14 protein-coding genes are annotated in these 12,328 nt (G+C 54.5%); 6 read left to right on the top strand and 8 right to left on the bottom strand.

Translation table 11 applies throughout. The annotated features are described in order from the left end of the window. Positions 1 to 20: 20 nt before the first annotated feature. Positions 21 to 728, bottom strand: coding sequence for an amidase activator ActS (gene actS, locus SIK69_RS06360; protein WP_319628513.1), 708 nt, complete (start codon positions 726 to 728; stop codon positions 21 to 23). 233 nt (positions 729 to 961) lie between these two features. Here actS and idi point away from each other — a divergent pair, with 233 nt between their 5' ends. Continuing rightward, positions 962 to 1,516: an isopentenyl-diphosphate Delta-isomerase gene (idi, locus tag SIK69_RS06355; RefSeq protein WP_319628514.1), complete on the top strand. Its 555-nt coding sequence runs from the start codon at positions 962 to 964 to the stop codon at positions 1,514 to 1,516. A gap of 46 nt (positions 1,517 to 1,562) precedes the next feature. On the opposite strand, the gene lysS is transcribed toward idi, so the two are convergent. The 5 genes from lysS to xerD form a co-directional block, all read right to left on the bottom strand. Continuing rightward, on the bottom strand, positions 1,563 to 3,080 hold the full coding sequence (gene lysS, locus SIK69_RS06350) for a lysine--tRNA ligase (RefSeq protein WP_319628515.1): 1,518 nt from the start codon (positions 3,078 to 3,080) through the stop codon (positions 1,563 to 1,565). A gap of 9 nt (positions 3,081 to 3,089) precedes the next feature. Beyond that, positions 3,090 to 4,188, bottom strand: a protein-coding gene (prfB, locus tag SIK69_RS06345; protein WP_319628516.1) for a peptide chain release factor 2 whose coding sequence is annotated in 2 segments (ribosomal slippage) — positions 3,090 to 4,112 and positions 4,114 to 4,188 — 1,098 coding nt in all. Because the reading frame shifts where the segments join, the coding sequence is not laid out codon by codon here. Between the two features lie 90 nt (positions 4,189 to 4,278). Further along, positions 4,279 to 6,012, bottom strand: coding sequence for a single-stranded-DNA-specific exonuclease RecJ (gene recJ / locus SIK69_RS06340; RefSeq protein ID WP_319628517.1), 1,734 nt, complete (start codon positions 6,010 to 6,012; stop codon positions 4,279 to 4,281). Positions 6,013 to 6,017: 5 nt separating this feature from the next. Then, positions 6,018 to 6,731 (bottom strand): bifunctional protein-disulfide isomerase/oxidoreductase DsbC, encoded by a 714-nt coding sequence (gene dsbC, locus SIK69_RS06335; RefSeq protein WP_319628518.1) that lies wholly within the window; start codon positions 6,729 to 6,731, stop codon positions 6,018 to 6,020. A 28-nt stretch (positions 6,732 to 6,759) separates the two neighbouring features. Next, entirely contained in the window at positions 6,760 to 7,656 is an 897-nt protein-coding gene (gene xerD, locus SIK69_RS06330) for a site-specific tyrosine recombinase XerD (protein WP_319628519.1), read from the bottom strand. 100 nt (positions 7,657 to 7,756) lie between these two features. On the opposite strand from xerD, the gene fldB reads away from it, so the two are divergent. Next, positions 7,757 to 8,278 (top strand): flavodoxin FldB, encoded by a 522-nt coding sequence (gene fldB, locus SIK69_RS06325; protein WP_319628520.1) that lies wholly within the window; start codon positions 7,757 to 7,759, stop codon positions 8,276 to 8,278. 8 nt (positions 8,279 to 8,286) lie between these two features. Here fldB and SIK69_RS06320 read toward each other — a convergent pair whose 3' ends face one another. Then, complete coding sequence (locus SIK69_RS06320) at positions 8,287 to 8,697, bottom strand: protein YgfX (protein ID WP_319628521.1); 411 nt, start codon at positions 8,695 to 8,697, stop codon at positions 8,287 to 8,289. Beyond that, positions 8,678 to 8,944, bottom strand: a complete 267-nt coding sequence (sdhE, locus tag SIK69_RS06315; RefSeq protein ID WP_319628522.1) for an FAD assembly factor SdhE — start codon at positions 8,942 to 8,944, stop codon at positions 8,678 to 8,680. Before sdhE ends, SIK69_RS06320 begins: the two co-directional genes overlap by 20 nt. 247 nt (positions 8,945 to 9,191) lie before the next feature. Between sdhE and ygfZ the strand changes: the two genes are divergently transcribed. From ygfZ to SIK69_RS06295, 4 genes are all read left to right on the top strand, one after another. After that, entirely contained in the window at positions 9,192 to 10,175 is a 984-nt protein-coding gene (gene ygfZ, locus SIK69_RS06310; RefSeq protein WP_319628523.1) for a tRNA-modifying protein YgfZ, read from the top strand. A gap of 69 nt (positions 10,176 to 10,244) precedes the next feature. Then, the gene (locus SIK69_RS06305; protein WP_319628524.1) at positions 10,245 to 11,069 is read left to right on the top strand and encodes an AraC family transcriptional regulator; all 825 of its coding nucleotides are present in this window, start codon (positions 10,245 to 10,247) and stop codon (positions 11,067 to 11,069) included. 272 nt (positions 11,070 to 11,341) lie between these two features. After that, entirely contained in the window at positions 11,342 to 12,007 is a 666-nt protein-coding gene (locus tag SIK69_RS06300; RefSeq protein WP_319785695.1) for an AzlC family ABC transporter permease, read from the top strand. Then, positions 12,008 to 12,322 carry a branched-chain amino acid transport AzlD family protein gene (locus SIK69_RS06295; protein WP_319628525.1) on the top strand — a complete coding sequence of 105 codons (315 nt, stop codon included), beginning with the start codon at positions 12,008 to 12,010 and terminating at the stop codon, positions 12,320 to 12,322. The last annotated feature ends 6 nt before the right edge of the window (positions 12,323 to 12,328 follow it).

Below are 12,328 nucleotides of genomic sequence, written 5' to 3'. Positions count from 1 at the left end.
AGTGGCGATAATATAACCGATTAGCACTTCGGCTTGCTGCCCTGCGGCGGTAAATAGCGCAGCGGATCGATGGCGGTAGCGCGATAGCGAATCTGGAAGTGTAGCTTCACCGAATCGGCATCGCTGCTGCCCATGGTGGCAATCTGCTGGCCTATCTTCACCGACTGACCGTTATTGACCATCATTTTATCGTTGTGCGCATACGCGGTGATGTAATCTTCACTGTGCTTAATCATGATCAGGTTACCGTAACCGCGCAGTTGGTTGCCGACGTAGACCACCTTTCCTGCGCCCGAGGCATAAATCGGCTGACCGCGAGAGCCCGCGATATCAATCCCTTTATTACCGCCATCGGCCGTGGAATACGGCATCACCACTTTCCCACTCGTCGGCCAACGCCAGCAGCGTTGTCCCACCGGTGGCCATGACGACTGCGGTACCGCAGAGGACGGCGTTACCTTTGCTGTACGGCTACTGCCAGAAGATTTTTTCGTGCCCGAACTGCCTTTAACCTTCAGCCGCTGCCCGATTTCAATGGTGTACGGCGGCGAAATGCCGTTCATGCTGGCCAGGTCTCGCACGCTGGTTCCGGTCATGCGCGATATTTTATATAAGGTATCGCCGCGTTTAACGGTGTAGACCCCGTCTGAGCCGGATTTATTGCCGGAACAACCAGCCAGAACCAGCCCAATAAACAGGCACAGAAATAGGCGTATCGGGTGTTTCATCAGGCGTCCTGCTCTCAAAGCGAGTCCTCGGTGTCAGTCAAACGGATGGCATATGATACCAGCCATAACCCGTATGCCAATGGTTAGCATGCTTTTTGATGAACGGTGTTTTGACAAAAACTGCGGATACGTCCTGGTATCAGGCTTCTCTGCCGCTCTGGGCATTCAGGACGTTAGAGATTGTCGTATAATAGACCCGACCCGTAGGTTGGGTCGTTGAGTCCGGAGAGGGAATGAGCAAGCAAGAACATGTGATTTTAGTCAATGATCAGGGTGAGATTTGCGGCACGCAGGAAAAGCATTCGGCTCATCATGCATCTACCCCACTGCATCTGGCATTTTCCTGCTGGCTGTTCAATGATCAGGGCGAACTGTTACTGACCCGTCGGGCGCTGGCGAAAAAAGCCTGGCCCGGTGTGTGGACCAACTCAGTTTGCGGCCATCCTCAGGAAGGTGAAACTTTTGAACAAGCGTTACGTCGCCGCTGCCGTTTCGAAGTGGGCGCTGAGTTGGCAGATATAACGTCGGTGCTCCCGGCGTTTCGTTACCGCGAAACCGATCCGTCTGGTATCGTCGAGAACGAACTCTGCCCGGTCTACGCCGCCCGCCTGACGAACACGCTTGAACTCAATCCGAATGAGGTACTTGAAGGCCGCTGGGTCTCGCCTCAGGCAATATTCGCTTCGCTGGATGCCACGCCCTGGGCTTTCAGTCCGTGGATGGTGTTACAGGCTGGCTCACCGCAGATGCGAAACCAACTGACCCGTTTCGCGACACAGCAGGCATAAAAAAACCCCGAAGCCAAGACTTCGGGGTTTTTACTTTCACTGAAACTTACTTGGTCGGACGCATTGCCGGGAACAGGATAACGTCACGGATGGTGTGGCTGTTGGTGAACAGCATAACCATACGGTCGATACCAATACCCAGACCTGCGGTCGGCGGCAGGCCATGTTCCAGTGCGGTCACGTAGTCTTCGTCGTAGAACATCGCTTCGTCATCGCCAGCGGCTTTCGCATTCACCTGATCCAAGAAGCGCTGCGCCTGATCTTCTGCATCGTTCAGCTCGCTAAAGCCGTTGCCGATTTCACGGCCGCCGATGAAGAATTCAAAGCGATCGGTAATTTCCGGGTTCTCGTCGTTACGACGTGCCAGCGGAGACACTTCTGCCGGATATTCGGTGATAAAGGTTGGCTGAATCAGGTGCGCTTCTGCAACTTCTTCGAAGATCTCAGTAACAACGCGGCCCAGACCCCAGCTCTTCTCAACTTTGATACCCACGTCAGCCGCAATGGCCTTCGCTGCTTCGAAGTTATCCAGATCGGCCATGTTGGTTTCCGGACGGTATTTCTTGATAGCTTCGCGCATGGTCAGCTTCACGAACGGTTTGCCGAAATCGAACGTCTGCTCGCCGTATGGCACTTCAGTGTTGCCGAGGATGTTCTGTGCCAGCGTACGGAACAGGGATTCGGTCAGCTCGATCAGGTCTTTGTAATCCGCGTAAGCCATATAGAGTTCCATCATGGTGAACTCTGGGTTATGACGTACGGAGATACCTTCGTTGCGGAAGTTACGGTTGATTTCGAACACGCGTTCGAAGCCACCGACCACCAGACGCTTCAGATACAGTTCCGGCGCGATGCGCAGGTACATGTCGAGGTCCAGGGCATTGTGATGGGTGATGAACGGACGCGCAGATGCGCCACCCGGGATCACCTGCATCATCGGGGTTTCCACTTCCATAAAGCCACGACCCACCATGAACTGGCGGATACCGGCCAGGATCTGGGAACGGATCTGGAAGGTTTTGCGGGATTCATCGTTAGAGATGAGATCCAGGTAACGCTGACGGTAGCGCGCTTCCTGATCCTGCAGACCGTGGAATTTATCCGGCAGCGGACGCAGGGCTTTAGTCAGCAGACGCAGTTCGGTACAGTGGATGGACAACTCACCGGTTTTGGTTTTGAACAGCTTACCTTTAGCGCCGAGGATATCGCCCAGATCCCATTTCTTGAACTGGTCGTTATAAACGCCTTCAGGCAGATCGTCTCGGGCCACGTACAGCTGAATGCGGCCACCCACGTCCTGCAGAGTCACGAACGACGCTTTACCCATAATACGACGGGTCATCATGCGGCCAGCAACGGTCACTTCAACGTTCAGCGCTTCCAGCTCTTCATTTTCTTTTGCGCCGAATTCGGCGTGCAGCTGGTCGGAGGTATTTCCGCGACGGAAATCGTTCGGGAATGCAATGCCCTGCTCACGCAGCGCAGCCAGCTTCTCACGACGGGATTTCAGTTCGTTATTAAGATCGACGACTTCGTCAGCGCCCTGTGCTTGTTGTTCAGACATATTGGTTCCTCATAGCCCTGCTTTCAAACTTGCTTCGATAAATTGGTCGAGACTACCGTCCAGTACCGCCTGCGTATTGCGGGTTTCAACGCCGGTACGCAGGTCTTTAATACGGGAATCGTCCAGTACGTAGGAACGAATCTGGCTGCCCCAACCGATATCCGATTTGTTCTCTTCCGCCGCCTGCTTCTCAGCATTTTTCTTCTGCATTTCCAGCTCGTACAGCTTCGCTTTCATCTGCTTCATCGCCTGATCTTTGTTCTTATGCTGCGAACGGTCGTTCTGGCACTGAGTCACGGTGTTGGTTGGAAGGTGGGTAATACGCACCGCAGATTCGGTACGGTTAACGTGCTGACCACCGGCACCGGAGGCGCGGTACACGTCGATACGTAAATCTGCCGGGTTGATTTCGATATCAATATCGTCGTCCACTTCCGGGTAGACAAATGCGGAACTGAAAGAGGTATGACGGCGACCGCCGGAGTCGAACGGGCTCTTACGCACCAGGCGGTGAACGCCTGTTTCGGTACGCAGCCAGCCAAAGGCGTATTCACCCTGAATACGGATAGTCACGGACTTGATACCCGCCACTTCGCCTTCAGACTCTTCGATAATTTCGGTTTTGAAACCGCGAGCTTCAGCCCAGCGCAGATACATACGCATCAGCATGCTGGCCCAGTCCTGCGCTTCGGTGCCGCCGGAACCCGCCTGAATATCGAGGTAGCAATCGGCGCTGTCATATTCGCCGGAGAACATACGGCGGAATTCCAGCTGAGCCAGTTTTTCGTCGAGCACGTCAAGCTCGGCAACGGCTTCATTGAAGGTTTCTTCGTCATCGGCTTCAACAGCCAATTCCAGCAGGCCGGAGACGTCTTCCAGACCTTGCGCCATCTGATCGAGCGTGTCGACGATAGCTTCGAGTGAGGAACGCTCTTTACCCAGCGCCTGTGCGCGCTCAGGTTCGTTCCACACATCCGGCTGTTCCAGCTCGGCGTTTACTTCTTCCAGACGCTCTTTCTTGGCATCATAGTCAAAGATACCCCCTAAGAACGTCGGAGCGCTCCGTGAGGTCCTGAATGCGATTTTTTACCGGATTAATTTCAAACATGGTCGTTTATCTTTTCTGGGCTTGTAAAAATGCGGTGATAAGAGCGGGATTTTAACGGATCCACGCCCTTTTTTATAGGAAATACTGACGCTAAATTGGCCAGATATTGTCTATGATCAGTTGCAGGCTGCGGTTTCCGCGAAACTCGTTGATATCCAACTTGTAGGCCAGTTCCACTTCACGCACGCCGTTATCAGGCCAGCAGGCGGTATCCACGTTGAATGCGATGCCATCGAGCAGCGGTCCACCGCCCAGCGGTTCGACCATCACCTTCAGATGACGCTCGCCCACCAGCCGCTGTTGCAGTAGACGGAAGCGCCCATCAAATAGCGGTTCCGGGAACATCTGGCCCCACGGACCTGCATCCCGTAGCATCTGCGCGATTTCCATGGTCATTTCAGCCGCTGCTAATGGGCCGTCGGAAACCACTTCACCCTGTAACAGGGCCGGATCCAGCCACTCTGTTACCAGCTCGCCAAAACGCTGTTGGAACGCATCAAATTGCGCTTCTTCCAGGGATAACCCCGCCGCCATCGCGTGACCGCCGAACTTGATCATCATGCCCGGATACAGCGTATCAAGTCGTTCCAGCGCATCACGCATATGCAAACCCTGAATTGAACGCCCGGAACCTTTCAACGTACCGTCGCCCGCAGGGGCAAACGCAATCACCGGTCGGTGGAAACGTTCTTTGATGCGTGATGCCAGAATGCCCACGACGCCCTGATGCCATTCAGGGTGGTACATCGCCAGGCCACCGGGCAGCGCTTCACTGCTGCGCTCCAGTTTCTCGCACAGGGTCAAGGCTTCAGCCTGCATCCCCTGCTCAATCTCTTTGCGGGTCTGATTCAACGCATCCAGCTCATTGGCCAGTTGACGCGCTTCACCGATGTTGTCGCTCAGCAATAGCGCCACCCCGACGGACATATCGTCCAGACGACCGGCGGCGTTCAGACGGGGTCCGAGCGCAAAACCTAAATCGCTGGCCGCCAGTTTTTGTGCGTCCCGATTAGACACTTCCAGCAGCGCCTTAATGCCTGGCCGACACTTCCCGGCGCGGATACGGCTCAGCCCTTGCCACGTCAGAATGCGGTTATTGGCATCAAGCGGAACCACATCCGCCACGGTGCCCAGTGCCACTAAATCGAGCAACTCGGCCAGATTAGGCACCGCAATGCCCTGGGCCTCGAACCAGCCCTGATCGCGCAAATGGGTACGCAGCGCCAACATCAGGTAAAAGGCGACGCCAACGCCCGCCAGTGATTTCGACGGGAAGGCGCAATCGCGCAGGTTCGGGTTGATGATGGCCTCTGCCGCAGGCAGCGTATCGCCGGGCAGGTGGTGATCGGTCACCAGCACCGGGATGCCCAGCGCATGGGCCCTGTCGACCCCGGCATGGGAGGAGATCCCGTTGTCGACGGTGAGGATCAGCTGTGCGCCACGGGCATGTGCCTGATCGACGACTTCCGGACTCAGGCCGTAGCCATCTTCAAACCGGTTCGGCACCAGATAGGTGACGTTACTGCAACCGAGCTGGCGCAGGCCCAGCACGCTCAGCGCGGTGCTGGTGGCACCATCGGCATCAAAATCGCCCACCACCACAATCCGCAGCCCTTCGCGAAAGGCGCTATAAAGCACCTCGACCGCCTTCTCCACGCCGGACAGCTGCTGCCACGGCAGCATACCTTTCACGCTACGTTCAAGATCGGTCGCGCTCAGAACGCCACGGCTGGCATACAGGCGCTGGAGCAAAGGTGGAAGATCCGCAGGCAGTTGCGCCGAGCTGTCCACTTCCCGGCGACGAAGCTGTATTGGTTGTTTCACGCCGATTATTTACCGCTGGTCTGTTTTTTATGCTCGTCGAGGAAGGCTTTCATTTCCTGCGGCCCTTGATAACCCGGCACGACGTAACCATCGTTCAACACGATAGCCGGAGTGCCGTTGACACCAAACTGAACGCCGAGCGCGTAGTGTTTCGCGATATCAATGTCGCAGCTGGCAGGCTGTACGCCTTTGCCGTTCATCGCGTCATCGAAGGCTTTGTTGCGGTCTTTCGCACACCAGATAGATTTCATGTCCTGCTCGGCCGGGCTTTGCACGCCCTGACGCGGGAAGGCCAGATAGCGCACGGTAATCCCCAGCGCGTTGTAGTCTTTCATCTGTTCATGAAGCTTGTGGCAATAACCGCAGGTGATGTCGGTAAACACGGTAATCACGTGTTTTTCCTGCGCGGCTTTGTAGACAATCATCTCTTTATCCAGCGCGTTAAGTTTCCCCATCAGCAGCTGGTTGGTCACATTCACCGGATGCGCTCCGCTGACGTCATACATTGGGCCCTGGATAATGTGCTTGCCATCTTCAGTCACGTACAATACGCCGCTGTTGGTCAGCACGGTTTTCATGCCTGCAACCGGAGAAGTCTGGATATCCGTGCTCTGCACGCCCAATTTTGCCAGCGACTTCTGAACGGCCGCATCGTCAGCATGAGCAGTGCCGCAAAGTGCGGCTGCCAGCAGGGAGAACATCGCTAAACTTTTTTTCATAACCTTTCCTGTGTATTCCGTTATCAGCTCACGCTCGAGGGTGATGCTGTTGATGAAGTTGCCGCAGCCGCTCGGTGGCGACGTGCGTGTAAATTTGAGTGGTCGACAGGTCGCTATGCCCAAGCAGCATCTGCACCACACGCAAGTCTGCGCCGTGGTTGAGCAGATGGGTAGCAAACGCATGACGCAGCACATGCGGAGACAGTTTTTCACTGTCGATTCCCGCCAGTACCGCATAGTGTTTAATGCGGTGCCAAAAGGTCTGGCGCGTCATCTGCTGCGCGCGCTGGCTGGGAAACAGCACATCAATGGATACACCGTTTAACAACCAGGGACGACCGTGTTCCAGATAGTTCTCCAGCCAGTACACCGCCTCTTCGCCAAGCGGGACCAGCCGTTCTTTATTGCCCTTGCCAATGACCCGCACCACGCCCTGTCGCAGGCTGATATCACTCATCGTCAGCCCTACCAATTCCGTCACGCGAAGCCCAGTGGCGTAAAGCACTTCAAGCATCGCTTTATCACGCAATTCCAGAGGAATATCTACCACCGGTGCCTGGAGCAGGCGGCTGACCTGCGCCTCACTCAGATCTTTCGGCAAACGCTGCGGCAGCTTCGGCGAGGCCAACAGCGCGCTAGGATCGTCAGGGCGCTGTTTTTCCCGGTACAAATGCTGAAAAAAGCGACGCATCGCACTCAGTAAGCGCGCTGAACTGGTGGCCTTGTAGCCCCCTTCGACACGCTCCGCCAGCAGCTGTTGCAGATCTGAACTCTGCACGGTTTCGCTCGACAGGCCGTGTTTATGCAGCCATTCGACCACCATGGTTAAATCGCGTCGATAGGCGCTGAGCGTGTTCTCAGCGAGATTTTTCTCCAGCCAAAGCGCATCGAGAAAATGTTCGATTTGTGCGAGATCCTTTTCCACATCAGCCTCCTGGAAGCGGCATTCAGCCTCATTATGCCTTAAGGTGGCACCTTTCTGATACACTAGCGCAAAGACATAGCAAGCACTGAGAGTTTTCGCGATGAAAATTGGACTGTTTTACGGTTCCAGTACCTGTTACACCGAAATGGCAGCGGAGAAGATCCGCGACATAATCGGCGCAGAGCTGGTGACGTTGCATAATCTGAAAGATGATTCCCCGTCGCTGATGGAGCAGTATGACGTGCTGATCCTCGGCATTCCCACCTGGGATTTTGGTGAGATTCAGGAAGACTGGGAAGCGGTCTGGGAACAGCTGGATAACCTGAAACTGGACGGTAAAATCGTGGCGCTTTACGGCATGGGCGACCAGTTAGGCTACGGCGAGTGGTTCCTCGACGCCCTGGGTATGCTGCATGACAAGCTCGCCACCAAAGCCGTGAAGTTCATCGGCTACTGGCCGACCGAAGGCTATGAGTTCACCAGCCCGAAACCGGTCATTGCCGACGGCCAACTGTTTGTCGGCCTGGCGCTGGATGAGACCAATCAATACGACCTGAGCGACGAGCGCCTGCAAAGCTGGTGCGAACAGATCCTCAGCGAAATGGCCGAACAGTTCTCCTGACGTTATCGTTACTGTTGCGCTGGCTGTTGTAAAATCGTCCGGCGCAAATCCCGCCACTCCCCCGAATCCATACTGTCTGCCGCCAGCCACAGGTGCGTTTTCTTACGACCATCAACCCGACGCAGGCGCAGCATCATGCCGCTGTTCAGCACCCAGGGTGTGCCGAGCAGATCCCACTCCTGGTTTTGCCAGCGCAGACGGGAATCCATCAGCAGTTTTATCTCCCCCTGACAGGTGTTAATTCGCCGCTGGCTGCGCACGCAGTCGAACACCACCAGCGACAGCAACAGGAGCCATAACGGGGTGTAGTTTAGCGGCCAGGGCATCAGCAAGATAAACCCCGCCACCAGCCCGTGGAGTAATAAAGAGACCCACTGCGCGCGCCATGAGACGCGTAAATCAGATTGCCACAGGACCACGTTCCCGATTCCGTGTTTGAATAAGTTGCACCATCCGTTGCAGTTCCGTATCTGCAGGCTTGCCGTGATTCATCAGCCAGTTAAACAGATCCGGGTCGTCACTTTCCAGAAGGCGAATAAACAGCGCTTTATCGCTGTCGCTCAGCGTGTCGTACTCATACTCAAAAAACGGCATGATGGAAATATCGAGCTCGCGCATTCCTCGACGGCATGCCCAATGGATTCTGGCTTTATTGTTGATGTCCATGTTGTCCTTCCTGAATATCGATACAGAGTAGTTTAACGCGTTTTATTCACTTACTTTACAGGAATATCGTTTAATGCGGCGCGGTTTCAGAGAAATACCTCACTAACTGCAAGGTGTTACATTATTTTCCGCGCAGCGCCGTAAAACAGAATAATGGCACAAATGGGCTTCGGAAAGCGCTTGCAATGCGCAATAGCTCTTTTACCATTAGTCATTAACGTTGCGTTAAGCTATTCAGGATACGACTATGGCTTTTACTCCTTTTCCTCCGCGTCAGCCCTCTTCCTCTGCACGCCTGCCGTTAACGCTGATGACCCTTGATGACTGGGCGCTGGCGACCATTACCGGCAACGACGGCGAGAGCTATCTGCAAGGCCAGGTGACGGCGGATGTCGCGCAAATGACTGAGCACCAGCATTTACTGGTGGCGCACTGTGATGCCAAAGGCAAAATGTGGAGCAATCTGCGTCTGTTCCGCGAGCCGGAAGGTTTTGCCTGGATTGAGCGTCGTAGCCTTCGCGACTCACAGCTGACCGAACTCAAAAAATACGCCGTGTTCTCGAAGGTCACCATTGCCGCTGACGACACCCGCGTGCTGCTCGGCGTGGCCGGCTTCCAGGCCCGTGCCGCACTGGCAAATGTCTTTTCCACCCTGCCTGACGGCGAGAATCAGGTTGTTCGCGACGGCGACAGCACCCTGCTGTGGCTGGAACACCCTGCCGAGCGTTTCTTACTGGTCGTCAGTGAAGAAACTGCCCAACGCGTCACCGACGCGTTGCGTGGCGAAGCGGCACTGAACAACAGCCAACAGTGGCTGGCCCTCAATATTGAGGCAGGTTTACCGATAATCGACACCGTTAACAGTGCGCAGTTTATTCCACAGGCGACCAATATTCAGGCGCTGGGCGGCATCAGCTTCAAGAAAGGCTGCTATACCGGCCAGGAAATGGTGGCACGCGCGAAATTCCGTGGGGCCAACAAACGCGCGCTATGGTCGTTGGCAGGCAGTGCCAGCCGTGTCCCGGAAGCGGGTGAAGACCTGGAAATGCAAATGGGTGAGAACTGGCGTCGCACCGGTACGGTTCTGGCTGCCGTTCAGCTGGATGACGGCAGCGTGCGTGTTCAGGTGGTCATGAACAACGATATGGAGCCCGACAGCGTCTTCCGCGTGCGTGAGGATTCCGGCTCGCTGCGCATTGAACCTCTGCCATACTCACTCGAAGACGTTTGACTGACCTGTCGCCGGATTAATTCGCCCCGGCGACAGCAATTTTATACAAAGCTAATGCGGAGGGGTGACATGAAACTGAATATCAAAGAACAAACCCACTTCCATCGCATCGACGCTCTGGGCGGCATCGACATGCTGCAGGCGCGCTATTACAAACAGCGTTTTGCCCGCCATGTGCATGACACCTTCTGCATTGGTGTTATCGATCAGGGTGCCCAACGCTTTTACCGTTCAGGCGCTGAACACGTCGCGCCGCGCGGTGATATCATTATCGTCAACGCGGACGACGTGCATACCGGCAGTTCGGAACTGGAACATGGCTGGGCCTATCGCGCCATCTATCCGCACCCGGATATGCTGAACAATATTCTCCGCCAGGTGCCGGACGGCAAAGATTTTATACCGTGGTTTCCCGATGCGGTGATCCACGATCCAGGTCTTTCAGAACAGCTGTTGCTGACTTTCAGCATGCTCGACAAAGAAGGCAATAACCTGCTGAAAGAGACGCTGCTGCTCTCCTCTCTGACGCTACTTAGCGTTCGCTATAGCCGCACGCGAAAGGCTCCGCTTGAGCTGCCTGCCGCTACTCAACGTATTTTGCGGGCGAAAGATTTCATCGACAGCTGCCCGGAAGAAGACCACACCTTGACCCGCTTAGCCGAACTGGCAGGCCTCAGCCATTGGCATTTTCTCAGGCAATTCAAAGCGGTCACCGGCATGACGCCGCATGCGTATCTGGTTCAGGCCCGGTTACGTAAAGCCCGCGCCCTGCTGCGTCAGGGCTTAACCATCCTCGATACCTCCATCATCTGCGGCTTCACCGACCAAAGTCATTTTCATCGCCACTTCAAAAACTCTATCGGTCTGACGCCGGGGGAGTTCCTCAAAGCCTGATCCTGTAGAGCTAAAATAATTCGAGTGGCATTGAGGCGGTAGGGTGTTCATCCCTATGAGCTTACCTGAGTCAGTAATTCTGGTGAGCGAATGCCGCCAATAAAGATGCGGCTTGAAGTAGAACGGCTATGAGCAATAACGTTCAATACACTGCTCCGCCGCTTGTATAGCGTTAACGACATGTCCTGACACCAGTTAACGTTCCCATGAGAAAAGCCATTGTTGAATCCAGTTCGTATGAAGAGCTGCAAACCTCGTCGCGTTCATCATTCATGCGTGGTGCTATTGAAATGCTACCACTCTGCGTGTCGGTTATTCCGTGGGGGATCCTCGCCGGTTCAATGGCCATTCAGGCCGGGCTGACGTTTTGGCAGAGCATCGGCATGTCCGCCATCATTTTCGCCGGTGCCGCACAGCTGGTAACACTGGGTATGACCATGACCGGGGCCAGCGTATTTACGATTATTGTGTCGGTATTCTTTATTACCTCACAGCATTTTATTTATGGGCTGACGTTACGGGAATTTGTTTCCTGCCTGAAAACAAAATTACGCCTGCCGATTGGTTTTTTACTGACCGATGAATTATTCGCCCTCAGCGAAACGAAGGATAAACGCACGGAATTAACCCCGAGTTATATGATTGGTGCCGGGCTGACGTTTTATCTTTCATGGAATATCTTTAGCTTCATGGGGATTATTATGGCCTCATCGGTGCCGAACCTTGATGAGTATCATCTGGATTATTCCATCGTCGCTACCTTTATTACCATCGTGGTACCGATGGTGAAGAAATTGAGCACCCTGGCGGGAGTGGTAATTTCACTGGTTCTGTCAATGGTGCTGAGCTACTACCAGTTCGAAGGCGCGATTGTGCTGGCGGGGCTGGGCGGCATGTTCTGCTCGGTGGTTATCTCTGGCATCCTCAAGGAGAAGTAAATGAGTTGGTTTTTAATTCTGACCCTGGCCGCCATTGTCTTTTTTAATCGCTACGTTTTTCTTGAGCCTAACGTTCCACTGAAAATACCGGGCCTGATTAATAAAGCACTGAAATATTCGGCACCCTGTTTGCTGACTGCTATTTGCGGCCCGATTATTTTAATGGACCACGGCGTGGTGCGGGAATTTCCGCTGAATCCCTATTTTCTTGGGGCGATCATCAGTGTGGTGATTGCGCTGGTTATCCGGAATATTGTCAGCGCGGTTTTATTGAGCCTCGCGGTGTTTTATCTCATTAACCATTTTCTTCAGTAAGTCTCA

Origin of the sequence: Scandinavium lactucae, assembly GCF_033843265.1 — a bacterium.
GTDB classification, from domain to species: Bacteria; Pseudomonadota; Gammaproteobacteria; order Enterobacterales; family Enterobacteriaceae; genus Scandinavium; species Scandinavium lactucae.
This window is presented reverse-complemented; position numbering and strand designations above follow the sequence as displayed.

Excerpts from the sequence above, each read along its gene's own strand:
- actS (WP_319628513.1), bottom strand. The coding sequence starts at position 728 with ATGAAACACCCGATACGCCTATTTCTGTGCCTGTTTATTGGGCTGGTT.
- idi (WP_319628514.1), top strand. The coding sequence starts at position 962 with ATGAGCAAGCAAGAACATGTGATTTTAGTCAATGATCAGGGTGAGATT.
- lysS (WP_319628515.1), bottom strand. The coding sequence starts at position 3,080 with ATGTCTGAACAACAAGCACAGGGCGCTGACGAAGTCGTCGATCTTAAT.
- dsbC (WP_319628518.1), bottom strand. The coding sequence starts at position 6,731 with ATGAAAAAAAGTTTAGCGATGTTCTCCCTGCTGGCAGCCGCACTTTGC.
- fldB (WP_319628520.1), top strand. The coding sequence starts at position 7,757 with ATGAAAATTGGACTGTTTTACGGTTCCAGTACCTGTTACACCGAAATG.
- sdhE (WP_319628522.1), bottom strand. The coding sequence starts at position 8,944 with ATGGACATCAACAATAAAGCCAGAATCCATTGGGCATGCCGTCGAGGA.
- ygfZ (WP_319628523.1), top strand. The coding sequence starts at position 9,192 with ATGGCTTTTACTCCTTTTCCTCCGCGTCAGCCCTCTTCCTCTGCACGC.
- SIK69_RS06305 (WP_319628524.1), top strand. The coding sequence starts at position 10,245 with ATGAAACTGAATATCAAAGAACAAACCCACTTCCATCGCATCGACGCT.
- SIK69_RS06300 (WP_319785695.1), top strand. The coding sequence starts at position 11,342 with ATGCGTGGTGCTATTGAAATGCTACCACTCTGCGTGTCGGTTATTCCG.
- SIK69_RS06295 (WP_319628525.1), top strand. The coding sequence starts at position 12,008 with ATGAGTTGGTTTTTAATTCTGACCCTGGCCGCCATTGTCTTTTTTAAT.